Consider the following 19,869-nt stretch of genomic DNA (forward strand, 5'->3'; position numbering starts at 1 on the left):
GCCTCGGGCGCCGCCACGGCAAAGCCGCCATAGGCGCCATCCACATGAAACCAGAGACCCTGCTCGCGGCAGATTTGCGCCAATTCCGGCAAGGGATCGACCGCCCCGGTGCTGACCGACCCGGCAGTGCCGATCACCATGAACGGCCGTTCGCCACTCCGGCGATCGGCGGCGATCTGTTCCCGCAGGGCGCGCGTGTCGATGCGCAAATCGTCGTCGGTGGGGATCCGACGCACCGCATCGGTGCCCAGACCAAACAGGTCGGCCGCCTTGTCAATCCATGTGTGAGTCTCGGCCGATGCGTAGACACGCAGCCGCGCATGATCCGCCGCCCCCATCCCCTGGCGGCGCAAATCCGCGCCGCCCGCGGCGGCGCGCGCGGCGAGGAAGCCGACGAAGTTCGCCATGTTCCCGCCGCTGACCAGAATGCCGCCGCCATCGCGCGGGTAGCCGATCAATTCGGCAATCCAGCGCAATGTCTGCAGTTCGATCTCGGTGCTCATCGGCGAGAGCGGCCAGCCGCCGAGATTGGGGTTGACCGCTGAGGCCAGAAGCTCGCCGAGCACGCCGATCGGCGCCGCCGGCGCGGTGATGTATCCCCAGAAGCGCGGGTGGCCATTGTAGAGCGAATGCTCAATCAATAAATCGGCGGCGCGTGTCATCAGCGCGCGCGCATCGACGCCGTCCTCCGGCAGCGCGCGCTCGGCATCGAGGAGCGCGCGGATCTGCGAGGGCCTCTCCCCTGTGGTCACCGGACGGCCCGGCAGAGTGTCGAACAGATCGGCGATCCTGTCGACCAGATCGTGCCCGAGGGCGCGAAACTGGTCGCCGGAGAGATTGATGGGCACATTACGATTCTCACGCAACCGGCGGTCGTTCACGGGCTCTCCCTTCAACGAAGTCCTTCGAAGATGTCATGCTCGCGCTTGCGCCCGCCGTTGACCAGACTGAAGACGCGGTAATAGGGCTGCCGTCCCCAGAGGATACGATGGGCCTCGGGCGGCAACTCGCCCAATTTCTTGTAGATCGATAGCTGTGTCTTGTGGCATTGGACCGCTTTCCAGACTGTCTCCCAGTACTTCTCCGTGTCGAACACGGCGGTGATCGCCCAGTCGGGCCACGGGTTGGCGGCGCGCTCGACGCCATCGACCAGGACTTTGAGTTCGCGGAAGGCGTTGTAGTACGTCCGCATCATCTCGGCGTTCCACTCCATGTAGTACAGCTTCGAGACACAGTGCGCCGGGTGGCGGTCGGGATGGTAGGCGGCATCGGCCGCGCGCATGACCGCGGCGGTGGCCAACTGGCAGATGGCGACATGGTCGGGGTGGCCATAGGCCCCCTCGGGGCCAAAAGTGATCACCACCTGCGGACGAATCCGTCGCAGGTGCCCGACAATCCGCATTACCGCCTCGTGCGGATCGGCCTTGTCGAGGTCGCCGTCGATGTAATCGAGGAAATTGACCTCGCGCACACCCAGGAGATGGGCGGCGGCGCGCAGTTCCTGTTCGCGGGTTTTGCCCACGGTCTCCAGGCCCGGATGCGGCAGGTCGCCGAACCGGCCCCGTTCGCCGCGGGTGGCGGTGACGACATAGGTTTCGATCCCTTCGTCAGCGCAGCGCGCCAGCGTGCCGCCGGTCCCCAGCGATTCGTCATCGGGGTGCGCCAGAACACACATTAATTTCAGTCGTCGGGACACGTCATCTCCTCCCCATCCCAAGGTGAGGCCCGTCGGAACGCGCGGCAAGTAAAAGGACGATTTCGCTCCGGTCAATTTGCGCGGCGGGGCAATGGCGATTATAATACGGGCCGATTGATGCGGGAGACCTGATGCCCACCAAACGCACCGGTGATGCCACAATCAGCGACGCCGCGGTCCGTGCCAAGACCGGCAAATCCTGGGCGCAGTGGTTTGCGATGCTGGATCGCTGGGGGGCGCGGGAACGGACGCACAAGGAGATCGCCGCGCATCTGCACCGCGATCTGGATGTCACGCCCTGGTGGTCGCAGATGATCACCGTCGAGTACGAGCGGCGCCAGCGCGGCCGCAAGATCGGGGAACGTCCCGCCGCCGCCGGCTTCAGTCTCGATGTCCAGCGCACGGTGAAATCGTCGCCGCAGACGGCCTTCGATTCATTCCTGTCGGCCGAGCATCTGGTCAAGTGGTTTACCAAGAAGGCCAGGGCCGATCTGCGGGTCGGCGGCGCCTACAGCAATTCCGACGGCGACACCGGCGAATTCCTCACGCTGGAGCCGCCCCGTCGCGCCCGGTTCACCTGGGACAACAAACGCCACTGCCCCGGCACGATCGTTGAGTTCACGGTGCGTCCTTCCGGCAACGGCAAGGTCGCGGTGCGCGTGACGCACTCGCGATTGAAGACCGCGCGCGACCGTGAGAAGATGAAACAGGGATGGAACTGGGCGATGGACTCGTTTAAGTCCTACCTCGAAACCGGCCGGCCCATCCCCCATGAAGTCTGGCTCAGACAGAACGCCTGATCAGACCGCCGGCACCGGCTGCCCGTAGGCGGCCCAGTCTTCCAGCGCCGGCCCGTAGATCCCCGGCACGCGCAATCCCGCCTGACGCATCAGCACGGTCATCTGGCCGCGATGGTGCGACTGATGCATGAGCAATGCGCGCAACGTCAGGCCGCGTTTCCAGGTCTCGCCGTACATGTTGTCTTCCTTCTCGAGGTCGGCGTCCTTCCATTTGGCGTTGACTTCGCCGGCCAGCGCGGCCGCCACCGACTCATACCCCTGTCTGATTTCGGCCAGCGACCCGGGCACCGGCCCATTCGGGTCGACTTCGGAGAGCGAAAGGCCGGCCTGACACATCATCTCCGGAATCGACTGTGCCAGATGCCAGGCGATGCGCCCCAGCGTACGGTGCCCCGGGACCACCGTCTGCGCAAGCGAGGCCTCGGTGAGCGCCCCCATCACCTTGGCGGTGATGTCAACCTCGTATTGCCAATCGCGAACAAAATCCTCAATGCGCCGGTACATGTTTTGTATCCTCCTCTAACAGGATGAAACTGACCCGATGAATCGCGAGTCAATCACTTTGCCGGCCACTGTCCAGCCGCCGCCATCCCGATACACATCACGGCCGTTTCCGCCTTACCGGTTTGTCCCCGGACGCGCCCCGCATCCACGGCGTCATCCGGATGGGCACTTGTACGGCGCCCCCGAGATCGAAGTTGCCACGTTCGACTCCGCGCACTGGATCTTCTCCGAGACCTACCTTTACGGCGTCGATCTCTACAATCACGCCTACTGGTGGGAATGCCATGAGCAGTGGGAGGCGTTGTGGAAGGCCAGCGCTGATCCTCAGGTGGCGCGCTTCCTGCAGGGGCTGGTCCAGATCGCGGCGGCGAATCTGCGTCGCTTCATGGGTTCGCATGACAGCGGCGCCAAGCTGGCAGCCAAGGCCTGCGAGAATCTCGCCATCGATGAGGACTACTTCCTCGGCATCGATGTGGCGTCGTTTCGGCAGCAGGTCGAGGAGTATTTCGCCGGAAAGCGGGCAGATTTCCCATTGATCGAGCTGCAATTCCCCGCCTGTGATATCCGTTGAACTTTGCGGCTCAATTGGTTTCCTGCGCTTTATTAAATGGATAGTTTAAGTGGAGTTTTCCGCGATTTCTCTATTGCGCACCGATTTGCTCCTTTTTACTTCCGGCATCGGAACAGCCGTCGGTTGTGGCTGTTGCAAGAAATAACTCCACCCGCGGCATGACGCGGGGTCGGCTCTTAAACTCTCAACGGGAGGTTGTGACAGTGCTGAAGCGCACAGTCGTTGTCGCGGTGGCGGCGGTGGTTCTGGTCGGTCTCGCGCCGTTTGCCGCATTTGCCGATCAGCCCAAGGGCCCGGTGCAGAATACCATGGCCGTCTGCGGCTGTGGCATGGTCTTCACCCCGACCGCGGAAACCAAGTACATCGAGTTCGGCGGCAAGTCCTACGCCTGCTGCACCGAAGGATGCCACAAGATGGCCTCGGGCAACCCGGAGATGGCCGCCAAGATGTCGGAAGAGGCGGTGGCCCGGATGCAGATGAAGTCGGCGGTCAAGCTCGCGGTCGCCAATGTCGTCGCGGTCAACGAGACCGGCACACAGGCCCTTTGCGGCTGCGGCAAGGAATTCACCCTTGCCTCCGACACCCCCTACCTCAAAGCCGGCGACAACAACTACGCCTGCTGCAGCAAGGCCTGCCATGACATGGTCGCCAAGGACCCGGTCAAGGCCGAGGCGATGTTCAAGGAGCAGTTGCACAAGAAGATGTCAATGAAGTAGCGCCGGCCCCGCAGCCCGGGGGCCGTTTCTTCGTTCCTCCGCCAGCCCCGTTCCCGCCAGGGAGCGGGGTTGATTTTTGGGCGCAGGCGAAGATCGCCCCGACCGAAGCCTCTTGCGTAATCCCTCTCTCCACGCGCAAAACCTGCCCTGTGCGAGCCCTGACCAAGGTCAGGGCCACCCGTGATGAGCGCGTTGGTGCTTGCCCGACGCCGACGCTATTGTGGAGGGCGAGGCTCCTGCCGAGCCTGCTTTAGTTGCGCGGCCAAGGCGTGATGGCGCGTTATGCGGGAACCAGCATTCCGCCGATCAATCTGTCTGGGGCAAGCCCTGACCAAGGTCAGGGCCACCCGTGATGAGCGTGCTGGTGCTTGCCCGACGCCGACGCTATTGTGGAGGGCGAGGCTCCTGCCGAGCCTGCTTTAATTGCGCGGCCAAGGCGTGATGGCACGTTATGCGGGGACCAGCATTCCGCCCGATCAATCTGTCTGGTGCAAGCCCTGACCAAAGTCATGGCCACCCTTTCGCAGCCGGAGAGCAGCGCGCCAAGCCCCGGAGGGGCGACACGGCCGCGTATCGACGCACATTTTGTAGGAGTGATGCGGCTCAAGAGCCGCTTCTACGGGGACAGAGTAAGGGCCAGATGGGCGAAGAGGCCGACGACCAGCGGCACCGAGAGGTTGTCGTCGACGCACTCGGAGATTGCCTCGGTCACTGTCGCCAGCGGCGCGGCGATCAGGCCGATCCAGAGCGGCAGGCCAGGAATCAGAAACGCGGGAATCAGACTGGCCAACAGAAACGCGGTTGAGCCCTCCCAGGAGCGAGAGCCATTCTCAAACCGGTGTCTCCCCCACCGCCGTCCGACCAGCGCGGCGGCGGCATCACCGAGAATAATCGTGCTCATGCCCAATGCGGCGGCGGGAACGCTGAACACCAGCGGACAGAGCCAGCCGGAAAAGAGGATGTGGGTGGCGCCGGTGAAGGCGGCGGCCTCTTTGGGGCGGACAATCGGATTGACGATCGGCGCCCAGATGCGCTGAATCGGCCAGCCGCGAAAGCGCGCGATGTCAACCAGCAGCGACAAACCGAAGAAGAAAAATGTGACCCCGACCGCCATCGCGCGCGGCGCGAGATGATAACCGACCGGCATCACCAGCGCGAACAGGTGCAGGAGTTTGCGCCAGACTTCTCCCCGATAATCCAGTTGCGCTGCGGATGTCGCGTTGGTCATGCGCTATTTCTTCGGCTTGTGCTCCAGAAGCGGCAGGGTGGCCAGCCGGTCATCGTAGCGCACAACCCCATGACGCGCGGCCGCCGTCTCCAGCCAGCGACGGCGCATCCGCTCCTCGGCATCGTTCATGAGTTTGGTGCGGATGGCATTCCACGACAGTTCCAGCGAGTTGGGCGCGAGGCCGTACAGTTGCTTGTTCTCTTCATAATGGCGACGGATCGCCGCTGAATCGGGTTCCTCCGCCTTGCCGGCCGACATGCGCGCCAGCACGATCGCCTCGCGTTCCTTCTGCGTTTGCTCGGCGAGTCCCTGCTGGATTTCCAGACGGTTGAAGTACCCGCGCTCGCGCAGGAAGCCCAGCCAGCAGAGGTACCGCACGTACTCGCCGCGCAGGATCACCTGACGATCCTCCGGCGACGGGAACTCGCCCGTGGAGCGGTTCATCCACTTGTACTGGTCCAGCAGATACTCATCGGCATAGAGTGTGTCGCGTCCGCCGACCACCGCCATCACCATGTTCGGTTTGAGTTGCTCATGCGGCAGCCCGAGCACGGCATCATTCCATATGATCCTGGAGACCGCCATGAGCGAATCGCCGGTCTCGCGCAGGATCTTGGCGCGCTGCTGCTCGGTCAGGTGGGTGATGACGTCGAGACGGATCTCGGCGTCCATCGCCACCGGCCCGGCGGGACGTTCTGCGTAGGCCTGTACGATTTGCCAGGCGTTGTCGGTCTCGAAGGGCTTGCTGATTTTAAACAAGGGCTGGCGCATCGCCACCTCGGCGAAGATGCCGCCGCCGACCGACTTTTCCGAGATCCAGCCCAGGTCCCCGCCGGCGCCGCGGGAAATCGGGTCCTCGGAGTGTTTCGCCGCCAGGCGCGCGAAATCCTCTCCGGCCGCCAGCGCCTTGTAGAGCGAGTCGATCTTGTCTTCGGGATACCAGCCGATGAACGTCGAGTCGATAAAGTCGCCCATGCCCTCCGTCGGCGCCTTTCCTTCCTTCCAGACGGTGATCACACGCACCCGTCGCTGATCGCGCGGCGAGCTGTAACGCGTGATGTGGTTGTTGTAGAAGGTGTCGAGGGTCGCCGAGTCCAGCTTGTACATCCGCGAGACTTCCTCATGGATGTAGAGATTGGCGGCCGCCACGATCGCGGTGCGGCGGATGCGCCCCAGGATGCCATGCTGGTTTTTCAGACTGAGATTGCGCGCCTCGGCGGCCACCAATTGATCGGTGATCCAGCGGTCCAGAAGCGCGGCGCGTCGGCGATTGTCCTCCAGCGGGTTGCTGCGATACATCTTGGAGGAAACCACCATGCGGTGCAGATCGCCGAGCGTGGCTTGCGCCTGCCCCACCTTCGCCACCACCAGAGTGGTGTCGAAGGCAATGGTGTCGTAGACATACGGAGCCGACAGCGCCGGCGGCGCCATGAGCGCGGCCAGGATCAAGGCAAGGACGGTACAGACGGGCTTCATCATCAGATCCTTATACTACGGCCAAAGGAAGCGAAGGGACAACCGGTAAGACGAATCCAGGAATCCGTGGTCGGTCAGGGCCCCATCGAGGGCCCAACGCCCAGCGGCAAATCCCGCCCCGAGCGCCAACTCCCCCGCATCGGAACCGACCCGTCCGTAGAGGCGATTGCGGTAATTGATCTCAATGCCCAGGTGCAGGTCCACCGAGACCGAGCCGGACCAGTACTGCGCCGCGAGGGTGCGTCCCTCGAAATACGTCTCCGCCTCGCCGGCGAGCGTCGCCCGCAGCCCGTCAGTGACTTCGGGCAGGTCGATCTCGCCGCCCCAGTTGACATGGGGCACAATGGTCTCGTTTTCGCCGGAATCATAGGTGAGGAACGTGGTGGTGACATCGGACACCTTGACCCCGGTGCGCATGAAACGCCAGTCCTTCCACCACGCGAGGTCCAGCCCCAGCCCCCAGGCGCTGTTGCCGGGAATGTCATTGAGCAGGGCCTTGGCGGTGACCGCCACCGCGCCGAAGCGCCCGACGGCGCGCGCCGCCGACACGGCCATCGTCCAGTTGCTGTGGCTGGCCTCTTCGCGCACCCGGGGACGGCCGCTGACCGAGTCGATTTCCGTCAATTGGATGCCGCCGCCTCCCAATCGGATCACCTGCGCCCCAAAGGCCCAGCCGGCCGCTACGCGTCCGGAGGGCAACGCCCCGCCGACATAGTCATGGTCGAGCAGACTGCCGAAGGTCTCGGAGTGCTGGAAGAGCAGTTCGGGGTTGGTCAGGACCGCCAGCGCCGCCGGGTTCCAGTAGGGCGAGGCGGCGTCGGGACGCGCCCCGACTCCCGTGCCCCCCAGCGACAGGGCCCGTCCGCCGATGCCGAGGTAGTAGGGCTCGCCGGCATACTTTGTGGCTCTTGCCGTGACCGGCAGAAAGAGGATGCAGACGATGACGGCGAGGCGCTTCATGACTTCAATGAAGGCACAAAAAAAGCTACCGTTGTTCAATTTTATCCGAGAGGGGGGCAGGGAAACTCGGATAAAGTGCGGAAACAACGGTAGCTATATCAGTCGTCTTCAGGGACAGAGCCCCTTACTGTGGGCCAATTAACTGCGGCTGTGGCAAAAGTCAAACGAAAACTGGGATTGTCCCTAAAATGAGATGCCCGGGCGAAAAGCCCGGGCATCTTTGTGGACAACTCGCCACGCTCGGTTCAACCCTGTCCAGAGCGTTTCTTCAGGAAATTCTCGTAACTGGTTGTTTTATAGTGATTTCCTGCCACATACTCAACCAACGGCAGAAAGGTGTCCTTCGGTTTGTATCCTGGCGCCGGGCCGATCTTGCCCGCGGCGGCATCAAGGAACCAGAAGCACGGGAAACCGCGCACCTGATAGACCTGGGTCAAAGCCCGCTGGGTCATCCGTTCGCCCTCATGGGTGACCATGCCGGCGGTGGTGGTGTCATCGCCCCAGACTTTGACCGGGACCATGTTCTCGGTGATGAATTTGATCACCTGCGGGTCGGAAAAGGTCTCCTTGTCCATCCGTTTGCACCAACCGCACCAGGAGGCGGTGAAGTCGATGATGATCGGCTTGTTCTCGCTTTTGGCCTTGGCCAGCCCCTCGTCATAGGTGAGCCAGGTGATTTTCGCCGGGGCGGTCTGGGCGGTGTTCTGGGCGGGCGCAGCCGCTGCGGACGCGGGCTTGGAATCCTGGGCCTGCGCCGCGAACGTCAGCAAAAGCGCCACCGCCGGAGCCACCCACCATCTGAAGCAGAACTTCATGTGCATCTCCTTACGCGCGTAAACGTCTGTGATTCGGTCCCGACAGGCGGGCTACTCCCTACCCCTTTGTACAAAATACCGAATCCGGCCCCAGTAGTTCCCTCAAAGTTGTCACCAGTTCCCGGCTGGCGTCCAGCCGAACCCGGTTGGACCTAATCTTAACAGTTTCCGTCCCGACCGGGTAGTACAGAAACAGGAAACCGTTTCCTTTGTCATATCGGCCCAAAATGGCGTCCAGATCATCCAGCACGCCGGCGGCCAGTTGTTCGGGGGACAGCCGGGCATGGATGTCCAGCACCGCGCCGTTGCGGACCTCGGCCAACGGCATGGCGTTGTTGAGGATCAGCTTGGGACGTTCGTTCTCCTTGGTGTTGGTCCGGCCCGAGAGCATGACCAGGGCATCGTTGGTCAGGATCGACATATTGCGCCGATAGGCATCGGAAAAACAAATCACTTCCAGCGTGCCGCCGAAGTCCTCGAGCGTGAAGAAGGCCATGGTCTGCCCCTTGCGGTCCAGTTGGGTCTTCAACCCGGTCACCACGCCGCCGATTGAGATCTCCGACTCATCGGGCAGATCGGCCACCTGATCGGTGGAGGCGGTCGAGAACAACTGCAATTCTTCGGAGAAGGCCAGAAGCGGGTGCCCGGAGACATAGAATCCCAGCGCCTCCTTCTCCTTCTGCCAGCGCTGGTCCTGGGTCCAGGGCGCAACGTCGGGGAGTTGCGGCACGGTGGTGGCGATGTCAACATCGCCGCCGAAAAGCGAGGCCTGGCCGAGACGGCGGTCGTTGGCCGATTGCGCGCCATAGGCGATGGCGGCATCGAGCGCCGCCAGCAGTTGGGCGCGGTGACCGGGCAGACGATCAAACGCGCCAGCGCAGACCAGCGCCTCCAGCGCGCGGCGGTTGACGGTGCGCACATCGACCCGCGCGGTGAAATCAAAAATCGAGGTGAACTGCCCGCCCGCGTCGCGCGCGCGCACGATCACCTCCACCGCCCCCTCGCCCACGTTCTTCACCGCCGAGAGGCCGAAGACAATCCTCTCCCCTTTGGCGGTGAAGGCCGAGCGCGAGACGTTGATATCCGGCGGGTCGACGGCGATGCCCAGACGGCGGCATTCGCGCATGAACAGGCGGATCCGGTCGGTGTCCCCCATTTCCGAGGTCATCAGCGCCGCCATGAACTCGACCGGGTAGTGGGCTTTCAGCCAGGCGCAGCGGTAGGCGAGCACGGCATACGCCGCCGAGTGCGCGCGGTTGAAGCCATAGCGCGCGAAGGTCTCGCAGAACCCGAAGACCCGTTCGGCCACATCGCGCGGCACTTTCAATGCCACCGCGCCGTCGATGAACTCGGTCTTCATCTTCGCCATCAGTTCGGCGTTCTTCTTGCCCATCGCCGACCGGAGCGTGTCCGCCTTGCCCATCGAAAAACCGGCCAGTTCGGCCGCCACCTGCATCACCTGGTCCTGATAGACGATGACACCGTAGGTGTCCTTCAGGATCTTCTCGATGCGGGGATGGTAGTACTCGACCTCTTCGCGGCCGTACTTCCGGTCGATGTACTTCTCGATCATGTTGGCGTCGAGCGCCCCCGGCCGGTAGAGGGCGTTCATGGCGATGATGTCCTCGAAGACCGTCGGCCGCAGCTTGCGCAGGTAATCGCGCATCCCGGAGGATTCAAACTGGAAGATGCCGGTGGTCTCCCCGGAGGCAAACAGCTCGAAGACCTTGCGGTCATCGAGATCGATCGCGTTCCAGTCAACCGTGTCGCCGCGGTTTTCCTGCACCGCCCGTTCGGCGTCCTGCAGCAGCGTCAGGGTGCGCAGTCCGAGAAAATCCATCTTCAACAGGCCGATCTTCTCGATCCACTTCATGCTGTACTGGGTGGTGACCTCGCCCTTGCTGCCCTTGAAAAGCGGCACAAACTCGGTCAGCGGCGCCGGCGCGATCACCACGCCGGCGGCGTGGGTGGAGGCATGGCGGGTCAGCCCCTCCAGTGTCTGCGAGTAGTCCAGGAGCGTCGCCACGCGTGGATCCTCGGCGGCCATCTGCTTCAACTCCGGCTTGGCCCGCAGCGCCTTTTCCAGCGTCATGTCGAGTTCGTTGGGAATGATCTTGGCAATCCTGTCGACCTCGGCGTACGACATCCCGAGGACCCGTCCGACATCGCGCACTACCGCGCGCGCCGCCATTGTCCCGAAGGTGATGATCTGGCAGACGTTGTCCTTGCCGTACTTGCGGATCACGTACTGGATGACCTGATCGCGCTCGCGGTCGGAAAAATCGATGTCGATATCCGGCATCGAGATGCGCTCGGGATTGAGGAAGCGCTCGAAGAGCAGATTGAAGCGGATCGGGTCGATGTCGGTGATCGAAAGGCAATAGGACACCAGCGACCCGGCCGCCGAGCCCCGCCCGGGTCCCACGGGGATGCCGTGGTCCTTGGCATAACGGACCAGATCGGCGACCACGAGAAAATAGCCGGCGAAGTCCATGCGGATGATGACATCAAGCTCATACTGGAGACGCGCCTCCAGTTCCGGCGTGATCCGCTCGTAGCGCCGCTTCAGCCCCTCGCGCGCCAGATGGGTCAGGTACTCGGCCTTTGTCTTGAACGGCTCCGGCAACGGAAAATCGGGCAGGTGAAACTTGCCGGTTTCCAGTTCGAGGTGACACATCTCGGCGATGGCCAGCGTGTTGTCGATCGCCTCGGGCGTGTCGGCAAACAACGTCTTCATCTCGACGTCGGACTTGAAGTAGATCTGGTCGGTGTTGTAGCGCATCCGGTCGGCGTCGTTGAGCGTCTTGCCGGTCTGGATGCACAGGAGCGCCTCGTGCGCTTTGGCGTGCTTGCGCTCGAGGTAATGGCAATCGTTGGTCGCCACCAGGTTGACACCCAGCCGCCGCGCCAGTTCGATCACACGGGGTCGGACCTTGTCTTCGATGTCGAGCTGGTGGTTTTGAATTTCGAGATAGTAGTTCTCCGTTCCGAGCAAATCGAGGTAGCGGCGCGCGACCGCCTCGGCCTCGTCGCTTTTGCCCGCCAGCAGATTCTGCGCCACTTCCCCCTGCACGCAGGCGGAGGTCGCCACCAGGCCGGCAGCGTGCTGCTTCAACAAGTCGAAGTCGATCCGCGGACGGTGGTAGAACCCCTCGATGTAGGCGGCGCTGACCAGTTTCACCAAGTTCTTGTAGCCGGTCAGGTCCTTGGCCAGAAGCAGGAGATGATAGCCGCCGTCGGGGGCGCCGGGCACGCTCTGCTTGCAGGTCATGCCCCGGGGGGCGACATAGGTCTCGCACCCGATGATCGGGACAATCCCCTCGGCGCGGCACTTGGTGTAGAATTCCATCGCCCCGAACAGGTTGCCATGATCGGTCAAGGCGAGGGCCGGCATGTTGAACTCCTTGGCCCGCTTCACCATCAACTCGATCCGGCTGGCGCCGTCCAAAAGCGAGTACTGGCTGTGGTTATGGAGGTGGACAAAATCGGCGAGTTTCATGCTCTTCCCTGATGGCTGCCGCGGGCAAACCCGCGCTCATCACATATACGCCAGCATCGCGTCCGGGACAATCACATTCCCCGATTGTCAATAACTTCGCCCGGGCGCAACCTGTCGTCGGCAAACCGCCGCCCGCTGGTATCTTATGGGGGGATTCTGGTCCTCCACCGGAGACGGTATAATGCGCAAACCTTTCCTGATTCTGGCGGCATTGCTGGCCGTCGCCGCGCCGGTCGTCGCGTTTCTTCCCGATTCTACGCTCTTTGGATCGGGGCAACCCGTGATCGACCCGGCCGCGGTCGGCGATCTGTATCTCGTCACGCTGCGCCATGCCGATGACGCCCTATTCCTACGGCAGGCCGGAGTCGATGCGATTCTGCGCGAGGGGAATGACTATCTGCTCCTGCTTTCCCCCGCCATGGCCGCCAACCCGCGTCTGGCGGAACTGAATCCACAACTGCTCGCGCGCAACGTTGCCCGTTGTGAGCTGGCGCTGGATCGCGCCCGCGACGGCGCCAACGCCGCCCGCTATCCCGTACTCTATGAACGCGCCGGGCTGCGTCTGCTGCAGGTTCCCGCGCCCGCGCTGGCGTCCGAGGAGACAATTCAGACATTGACGCCGCTGGCCACCCGCGGCCCGGCGATTGGCTACGAAGCGCCCCAGGCGCCGGCGATGGTGACCCGGTCGCCGACGTACGCGCCGCTGGATTCGATCGCCGCGCTGGTGCGTCAGGACTCGGTCACGTCGTATCTGTACCGTCTGCAGGCCTTCAATGGCCGTGTGGCAACCAGCAGCTCCAATCTGGCCGCGCGCGACTGGATTGCCGGCAAGTTCGCCGCCTTCGGCTACGATTCGATCTACTACGATCCCTTCCCGGTGCAGTTTTCCGGCGCCGGGACCTTAACCTGCTACAACGTCATTGCAACCAAAGTCGGCACCCGCTTCCCCGATGTGCATGTGGTGGTCGGCGCGCACCATGACGGCGTGTCCGGCTCGCCGGCGGTCGACGACAACGGCACCGGCACCGCGGGTGTGCTCGAGATCGCGCGGGTCCTGGCCGACATTCCGACCGATGTGACGATCGTCTTTGCCACCTTCGACGCCGAGGAATACGGCCTCTGGGGGTCGTGGCATTACGCCGAGACCGCGGTCGCCGAAGGCGAACAGATCCTGTTCATGTGGAACATGGACATGATTGGCCACATCACCAACAGCAACCGTGCCAACCTCTACCATGGCTCGCGCATCCGGGCCGCGCAGGTCTGGATGAGTCTGGCGCCCGGCATTGCCGGCATCACCGGCTACCTGGCCGGCAGTTCCGGCGGCTCGGACCATTACCCCTTCACCCAGCGCGGCTTCGAAGGCATCTTCCTGGCCGAGTACAATTTCTCCACCGTCTATCACTCGTTCCGCGACAGCACGCGCTTCATCAATTTCGATTACGCCACCCGCATGATCAAGGCGTCGGTGGCGACGATCTACTCGATCCAGACCGATGTCGACAACGATGGCCATCCCAACGATGCCGACAACTGCCCGCTGATTGCCGGCGCCGGCCAGGACGACGGCGACGGCGACGGGTTCGGCGATCCCTGCGACAACTGCCCGACGATCTACAATCCCGGGCAGGAGGATGACGACGCCGACAACGTCGGCAATCTCTGCGACCAGTGCCCCGGCGACCCGATCAATGATCCGGACAACGACGGGGTCTGCGCCGCTTCGGATCCCTGCCCGTATGATGCGCTCGACGACGCCGACACCGATGGTCTCTGCGCCGACGTCGACAACTGCCCGTCGGACTACAATCCCGGTCAGGAGGATGCCGACAACGACGGCATCGGCGACCTCTGCGACGCCTGTCCGTTGGATGCGCTCAACGACGCCGACGGCGACGGTCTCTGCGCCAACGAGGACAACTGCCCGACGGCCTTCAATCCGAGCCAGGCCGACGGCGACGGCGACGGGCGCGCCGATGCCTGCGACAACTGCCCGACCACGCCGAACCCAACACAGCTGGACACCGACCTCGACGGATGGGGCAATCCCTGCGACAATTGCCCGTACACGCCCTACACCGACCGGACCGACACCGATGGCGACAATTGGGGCGATCTCTGCGACAATTGCCCGACCGCCTTCAATCCCGACCAGGCGAACACCGACGGCGACGGTTTCGGCGATGCGTGTGACAACTGCCCCACGGTGCGCACCTCCGATCAGGAAGACACCGACGGCGACAACGTCGGCAACGCCTGCGACAACTGCGACCTCGTCGCCAACCCGATGCAACAGGACACCGACGGCGACGGCATCGGCGACGCCTGCGAGTGCGCCTGCAACTGCCACGGCGACCCGGCCGCCTGTGACGCGATCCAGGATGTGCGCGACGTGATTGCGGTGCTCGAGGCCGCCTTCCGCGGTGTGACGCCCACTCCGGACCCGAACAGCAATTGTCCCCTGGACCCCACCGACCTCGACTGCTCGCACTCAACGAGCGTGGTCGACGTGGTGAAGATCGTCAACGTCGCCTTTCGTGGCGCCAATCCCGCCACGGAGTTCTGCGATCCATGCCCATAGCACCGGGTTGTGAAGTCCGACATGGCCTTCGCAGACGGAGAAGCCCGCGAACCGGGATGGTTCGCGGGCTTTCTCTTGGATCTGCCGGTCGAGGGTGACTTGCGACCCGCGGAGGACACTTGAATTACTTCACTGTGCGAGTCTGCTCTTCCCGGCCCGGCCCGCGGACTTCCTGCGCCGCTCAAACATCGCGTCGATGACGTCGACCAGATCGGGCTTGCCGATTTCCTGGAGTTCGTAGCGCACGCGCACGCACGGTTTCCTGATCTTCATGATGCGGCGCAGGTCAATCGGCGTGGCGATCACCACCGCGTCGACATCGGCGGCGTTGATTGTGGCCTCCATGTCCTTCACCTGACGTTCGCCGTAGCCCATGGCCGGCAGCAATTGGCCGATGCCGGGGTAGGTGGCGAAGGTGTCCTTGAGCGTGCCGCGGATCCAAGGGCGTGGATCGACGATCTCGGCGGCGCCCCACTTGCGCGCCGCGACCACGCCGGCGCCGTACTTCATCTCGCCGTGGGTGAGCGTCGGGCCGTCCTCGATCACCAGCACACGGTTCCCCGTGATCATCTTGGGCGCGTCGACAAAGACCGGCGAGGCGCCCTCGATCACCACCGCCTTCGGATTGCGCAGGGCGATGTTGTGACGGACGGTCTCGATCGATTCCGGCGCGGCGGTGTCGATCTTGTTGATCACGATCGCATCGGCCATCATGATGTTCGCCTCGCCCGGATGGTAGGTCAGTTCGTGCCCGGCGCGATGCGGGTCGGCGACCACGATGTGCAGGTCGGGACGGTAGAACGGCAGGTCGTTGTTGCCGCCGTCCCAGACGATGACATCCGCTTCCTTCTCCGCCTGCTTGAGAATCACGCCGTAATCCACGCCGGCGTAGATCACATTGCCGGACATGATGTGGGGTTCGTACTCTTCGCGCTCCTCGATCGTGCATTCGTACTTGTCGAGGTCGGCCAGTTCGGCGAAGCGCTGGCAGATTTGTTTGGTCAGGTCGCCGTAGGGCATGGGGTGACGGATCGCCACCACGCGCAAGCCGCGGTCTTTGAGGATCCGGCAGACCCGGCGGGTGGTCTGCGACTTGCCCGATCCGGTGCGGACCGCGCCGATCGAGATGACCGGCTTGCTCGATTTGAGCATTGTGTCGTTTGGACCCATCAACGTGAAGTCGGCGCCGCAGGACAGCGCCCGCGAGGCCTGGTGCATCACGAAGGCGTGCGGGACATCCGAATACGCGAAAACCACCTCATCGACTTTCAGATCAACGATCAGCTTCTCGAGGTCCTGCTCCGCATGAATCGGAATGCCCTTGGGGTATCCTTTGCCGGCCAGCTTGGCGGGATACTTGCGGCCGGCGATGTCGGGGATCTGCGCGGCCGTGAAGGCGACCACCTGGTAGGAGCGGTTGCCGCGAAAGACGGTGTTGAAATTGTGGAAGTCGCGCCCGGCGGCGCCCATGATCAGTATGCGTCGAGCCATTGTGTTCCTCCGTCGGTGATTCGAATGTCGGACCGTGGGGCACAGACTCTGTGCCCCGTGTCTCGCTCGTCGATGGGAGGCGTAGGCAATACGCCCCTGCTCTTCGAGGGTGCATCGCGATGTTTAGACGGCGGAGGAATACCAGAGATGCTCGATCATCGACGCGGTCTGGCGATGATAATCGACATCCGGCGCATGCGACTGCATGGCCGAGTCATGCGGAATGGTGAAGAGCAGCTGCATCATGGCGCTGTGAACGGTCGATCGTGTCGTGGCTTCATCTCCGGGCGGGTCTCAGACCTGTCCCGGCATTTCATTTGGGCGGGTCCCAGACCCGCCCTTTCTATCTCCTCCACGCGCAAGGGCAGGTCTCAGACCTGCCCCGACGGAGCACTTCCATCAATCGTCGATCTGCGCCTTCTGCAACGATCCGGAGAAATCGACGTAGATCGCCTTCCATTCCGAGAACACATCCAACGCCGCCTGACCGGCCTCGCGGTGGCCGTTGCCGGTCGCCTTGGTGCCGCCGAACGGCAGATGCACCTCGGCGCCGATGGTCGGCGCGTTGACATAGAAGATGCCAGTGTACACGTCGCGCATGGCGGTGAAGGCGCGATTGACGTCGCGGGTGTAGATCGACGCCGACAGGCCATAGGCAACATCGTTGGCCACCTGGATGGCCTGGTCGAAATTGTCGACGGGGATCACCGAGACCACCGGCCCGAAGATCTCTTCCTGCGCAATCCGCATTTTCGGGTCGACATCGCCGAAGACGGTCGGCTCGTGGAACCAGCCGTGGGCGTAATCGCCCTTCTCCAGCCGGTGCCCGCCGGCCAGCAACTTGGCGCCATCCTCCTTCTGGCCAATGCGCACATAGGTCTCCACCGTGTGCAACTGGCCCTCGTTGACGCAGGGGCCCATGTCGGTCTTGGGATCGAGGCCGTTGCCGACCTTCAACGATTTGACCCGCTCGACATAGCGGCTGACGAACTCTTTGTAAACCTTCTTGTGCACGATGACACGCGAGGTCGCGGTGCAACGCTGGCCGGTGGTGCCGAATCCGCCCCAGAGCGCGCCCTCGATGGCCAAATCGAGGTCGGCGTCATCCATGACGATCTGCGGATTCTTCCCGCCCATCTCAAGGCAGGAGTGCTTGAAGTGCGGGCCGCACAGCGACGACACCGAACGTCCCACCTCGGTGGAACCGGTGAATGAGACCAGCTTGACTTCCGGGTGATTGATGAGCGGCTCGCCGACATCGCGTCCGGAGCCGGTGACCATATTGATCACGCCCGGCGGCACGCCGCACTCGTCCATGCACTTCATCAGGTTGACGACGGAAAGCGGCGTATCGGTCGCCGGCTTGATGACGATCGTGTTGCCCAGCACCAGCGCCGGCATGATCTTCCACGACGGAATCGCCATCGGGAAATTCCACGGCGTGATCAGGCCGCAGACACCCAGCGGCTGACGCACTGACATCTGGAACTTGTTCTTCAACTCCGAGGGAGTGGTGTGGCCAAATTGACGGCGCCCCTCGCCGGCCATGTAATACGACATGTCGATGGCTTCCTGCACATCGCCGCGCGTCTCCTTGAGCACCTTCCCCATCTCGCGCGTCATGTCGCGGGCGAACTCTTCCTTGTAGCGGATCAGCCGCTCGCCGACTTTGTAGAGAATCTCGGCGCGCTTGGGGGCGGGGACCAGCCGCCAGGACTTAAACGCCTCGGCGGCGGCGTTGACCGCGGCGTCAACATCGCGATGGTCGGACTTCTGGAAGGTGCCGATGAGCTCGCGACGATCGGCAGGATTGCGATTCTCGAAGGTCTTACCGGTCTTCGATTCGACCCATTTACCGTTGATGAAATTCCTGAACTCGGTCGCGCTCCCTTTCGGGGCGGCGGCGGGTTTGCTGGCTTTGGCGGCGGCAGTTGGCATTGCGATTCTCCTCAACCCGGACAAGGGTATTTGGCTTAGTCTACCAAACGCACGGGGGGTACGTAAAGCGGAATCCGAACGTGAGCGGATGCGCGTAAGAAATTGACAGCACATTGATTACGTCGGCCGGCGCAAGAGACGACGACGCGGCGGGAATCCTGACGGGCTACACCTGCCGGTGGATCCAGCGTTTGCGCGAGAACCACCAGAAATAGAAAACGCTGGAGAGCGCCTCCGACCCGGCAAATCCCCACCAGATGCCATTGGGGCCGACACCGAGGCCATGCGAGAGGAACCAGATGAGCGGTACCTGAAAGACCCAGGCGTGGATGATGCCGACCACCATCACCGGCACCGTGTCTCCCGCGCCGGAGAAGGCGGCCTCCATCATCAGGAATGCGCCGATAAACGGTCCGGCGATGGCCATGATGCGGAAGAAGGCGACGCCCAATGGTTCATAGGACGAATCGGCGAAGAAGATGCGGGTGATCGGTCCGGCCAGAAGCGCCATGCCGATACCCATTGTCAGCATCAGGCCTGCCGCCAGGGCAATGGCCTTTTCGGCGGTGACATAGGCGCGTTGCTTGTCGCCGCGTCCCAGCAGGTGGCCGATCAGCGGTGAAAGACCCAGTTCGAGTCCGACGACAACGATGATCGTCAGTTCCAGCACCCGCGAACCGGCGCCGTAGATGGCCACATAGGGCGCGCCGAAGTGGGTGATCATCGGCGTGATCACCAGACGGGCCAGCGAGAACGAAATCGAACTGACCCCCGTGGGCATGCCAATTTTCAGCATCTGCCACATTGTGCGCTGGCTGGCCTGACGGACCGCCGCCCAGGTCAGGCGGACGTGGAATGCGCCGGCAAAGAACATCGCCAGGCCGACAATGGTGGTCATGCCGAAGCCGATCAGCGATGCCCACGCCGAACCGGCCACGCCCAGCGCCGGGATCGGTCCCCAGCCGAAGATCATGATGGGATTGAGCAGCGCGTTGAGCCCGGTCGAAGCCAGCATGATCCACATCGCCGGACGCGGCTGATCGATGCCGCGCAACGCGGTAAACACGGTCCAGACCGGGAAGTTGAACACCAGCCCGAGAAACATCACCCGTCCATAGCTGATGGCGTACCGTTCGACATCGCCGGTGGCGCCCAGCAGACGCACCATCCACGGCGTGAGCAGGTAGCCAATCACGGCGCTCACTGCGGCGGTGGCGATCTTCAGGATGAAGGCCTCCACGATCGCCGTGCGGGTGCGCTCCATGTCCTGCTCGCCATACCGTCGGGCGATGATCGCCGTGGAGCCGGCGCCGGCGATCATGTTGATCGAGGAGAGCACCCAGTAGAAGGCGGCGAAAATCGCCACCCCGGCAACCTGCTCGGCGCCCAGACGCGAGACCCAGAACATGTCGACCACGTTGTACAGATGCAGCGCGGCGAACCCGACCATCGACGGGATCCCCATGCGCAGAATCGAGCGGTAGACCTCACGGGTCTCGGACTGCGGGGTGACCGATGGGGGTGTGATCGGCTCGGCTTCCCCCGGCACCGGGTTGACAGGTTCGATGATGCGCTCGGACATACGGATCTAATA

16 protein-coding genes are annotated in these 19,869 nt (G+C 63.2%); 4 read left to right on the plus strand and 12 right to left on the minus strand.

Translation table 11 applies throughout. From position 1 onward, the window contains the following. Positions 1-881, minus strand: an 881-nt coding sequence (locus VNN55_00320; GenBank protein HWO55993.1) for an aminotransferase class V-fold PLP-dependent enzyme, incomplete at its 3' end; no start/stop codon positions are given. 11 nt (positions 882-892) lie between these two features. After that, positions 893-1,696, minus strand: coding sequence for a PIG-L family deacetylase (locus VNN55_00325; GenBank protein HWO55994.1), 804 nt, complete (start codon positions 1,694-1,696; stop codon positions 893-895). Between the two features lie 131 nt (positions 1,697-1,827). Here VNN55_00325 and VNN55_00330 point away from each other — a divergent pair, with 131 nt between their 5' ends. Further along, complete coding sequence (locus tag VNN55_00330; GenBank protein ID HWO55995.1) at positions 1,828-2,496, plus strand: SRPBCC family protein; 669 nt, start codon at positions 1,828-1,830, stop codon at positions 2,494-2,496. Here VNN55_00330 and VNN55_00335 read toward each other — a convergent pair whose 3' ends face one another. Beyond that, the gene (locus VNN55_00335) at positions 2,497-3,000 is read right to left on the minus strand and encodes a DinB family protein (protein HWO55996.1); all 504 of its coding nucleotides are present in this window, start codon (positions 2,998-3,000) and stop codon (positions 2,497-2,499) included. A gap of 37 nt (positions 3,001-3,037) precedes the next feature. Here VNN55_00335 and VNN55_00340 point away from each other — a divergent pair, with 37 nt between their 5' ends. Together VNN55_00340 and VNN55_00345 are read left to right on the plus strand one after the other, a co-directional pair. Then, positions 3,038-3,571 (plus strand): DUF309 domain-containing protein, encoded by a 534-nt coding sequence (locus VNN55_00340; protein ID HWO55997.1) that lies wholly within the window; start codon positions 3,038-3,040, stop codon positions 3,569-3,571. A gap of 203 nt (positions 3,572-3,774) precedes the next feature. Next, positions 3,775-4,287: a hypothetical protein gene (locus VNN55_00345; protein ID HWO55998.1), complete on the plus strand. Its 513-nt coding sequence runs from the start codon at positions 3,775-3,777 to the stop codon at positions 4,285-4,287. A gap of 616 nt (positions 4,288-4,903) precedes the next feature. Here the strand turns inward: VNN55_00345 and VNN55_00350 are convergent. The 5 genes from VNN55_00350 to VNN55_00370 form a co-directional block, all read right to left on the minus strand. Then, positions 4,904-5,515 (minus strand): SEC59/DGK1/VTE5 family protein, encoded by a 612-nt coding sequence (locus VNN55_00350; GenBank protein ID HWO55999.1) that lies wholly within the window; start codon positions 5,513-5,515, stop codon positions 4,904-4,906. 3 nt (positions 5,516-5,518) lie between these two features. Beyond that, the gene (locus VNN55_00355) at positions 5,519-6,991 is read right to left on the minus strand and encodes a peptidylprolyl isomerase (protein ID HWO56000.1); all 1,473 of its coding nucleotides are present in this window, start codon (positions 6,989-6,991) and stop codon (positions 5,519-5,521) included. A 15-nt stretch (positions 6,992-7,006) separates the two neighbouring features. Then, positions 7,007-7,951: a hypothetical protein gene (locus tag VNN55_00360; protein ID HWO56001.1), complete on the minus strand. Its 945-nt coding sequence runs from the start codon at positions 7,949-7,951 to the stop codon at positions 7,007-7,009. A gap of 245 nt (positions 7,952-8,196) precedes the next feature. Further along, entirely contained in the window at positions 8,197-8,766 is a 570-nt protein-coding gene (locus VNN55_00365; GenBank protein HWO56002.1) for a thioredoxin fold domain-containing protein, read from the minus strand. 58 nt (positions 8,767-8,824) lie between these two features. Continuing rightward, positions 8,825-12,265: a DNA polymerase III subunit alpha gene (locus tag VNN55_00370; protein ID HWO56003.1), complete on the minus strand. Its 3,441-nt coding sequence runs from the start codon at positions 12,263-12,265 to the stop codon at positions 8,825-8,827. A gap of 181 nt (positions 12,266-12,446) precedes the next feature. Between VNN55_00370 and VNN55_00375 the strand changes: the two genes are divergently transcribed. Beyond that, a complete protein-coding gene (locus tag VNN55_00375; protein HWO56004.1) occupies positions 12,447-14,846 on the plus strand; it encodes a M28 family peptidase in 2,400 nt (799 codons plus the stop codon). 129 nt (positions 14,847-14,975) lie between these two features. On the opposite strand, the gene VNN55_00380 is transcribed toward VNN55_00375, so the two are convergent. The 4 genes from VNN55_00380 to VNN55_00395 form a co-directional block, all read right to left on the minus strand. Continuing rightward, the gene (locus VNN55_00380; protein ID HWO56005.1) at positions 14,976-16,337 is read right to left on the minus strand and encodes a cyclic 2,3-diphosphoglycerate synthase; all 1,362 of its coding nucleotides are present in this window, start codon (positions 16,335-16,337) and stop codon (positions 14,976-14,978) included. A gap of 123 nt (positions 16,338-16,460) precedes the next feature. Further along, on the minus strand, positions 16,461-16,583 hold the full coding sequence (locus tag VNN55_00385; protein HWO56006.1) for a hypothetical protein: 123 nt from the start codon (positions 16,581-16,583) through the stop codon (positions 16,461-16,463). Between the two features lie 153 nt (positions 16,584-16,736). After that, entirely contained in the window at positions 16,737-18,275 is a 1,539-nt protein-coding gene (locus VNN55_00390) for an aldehyde dehydrogenase family protein (protein ID HWO56007.1), read from the minus strand. 166 nt (positions 18,276-18,441) lie between these two features. After that, a complete protein-coding gene (locus VNN55_00395) occupies positions 18,442-19,857 on the minus strand; it encodes an MATE family efflux transporter (protein ID HWO56008.1) in 1,416 nt (471 codons plus the stop codon). Positions 19,858-19,869 lie beyond the last annotated feature (12 nt).

It is taken from the genome of bacterium, from assembly GCA_035559435.1.
Taxonomy (GTDB): Bacteria; Zixibacteria; MSB-5A5; order WJJR01; family WJJR01; genus JACQFV01.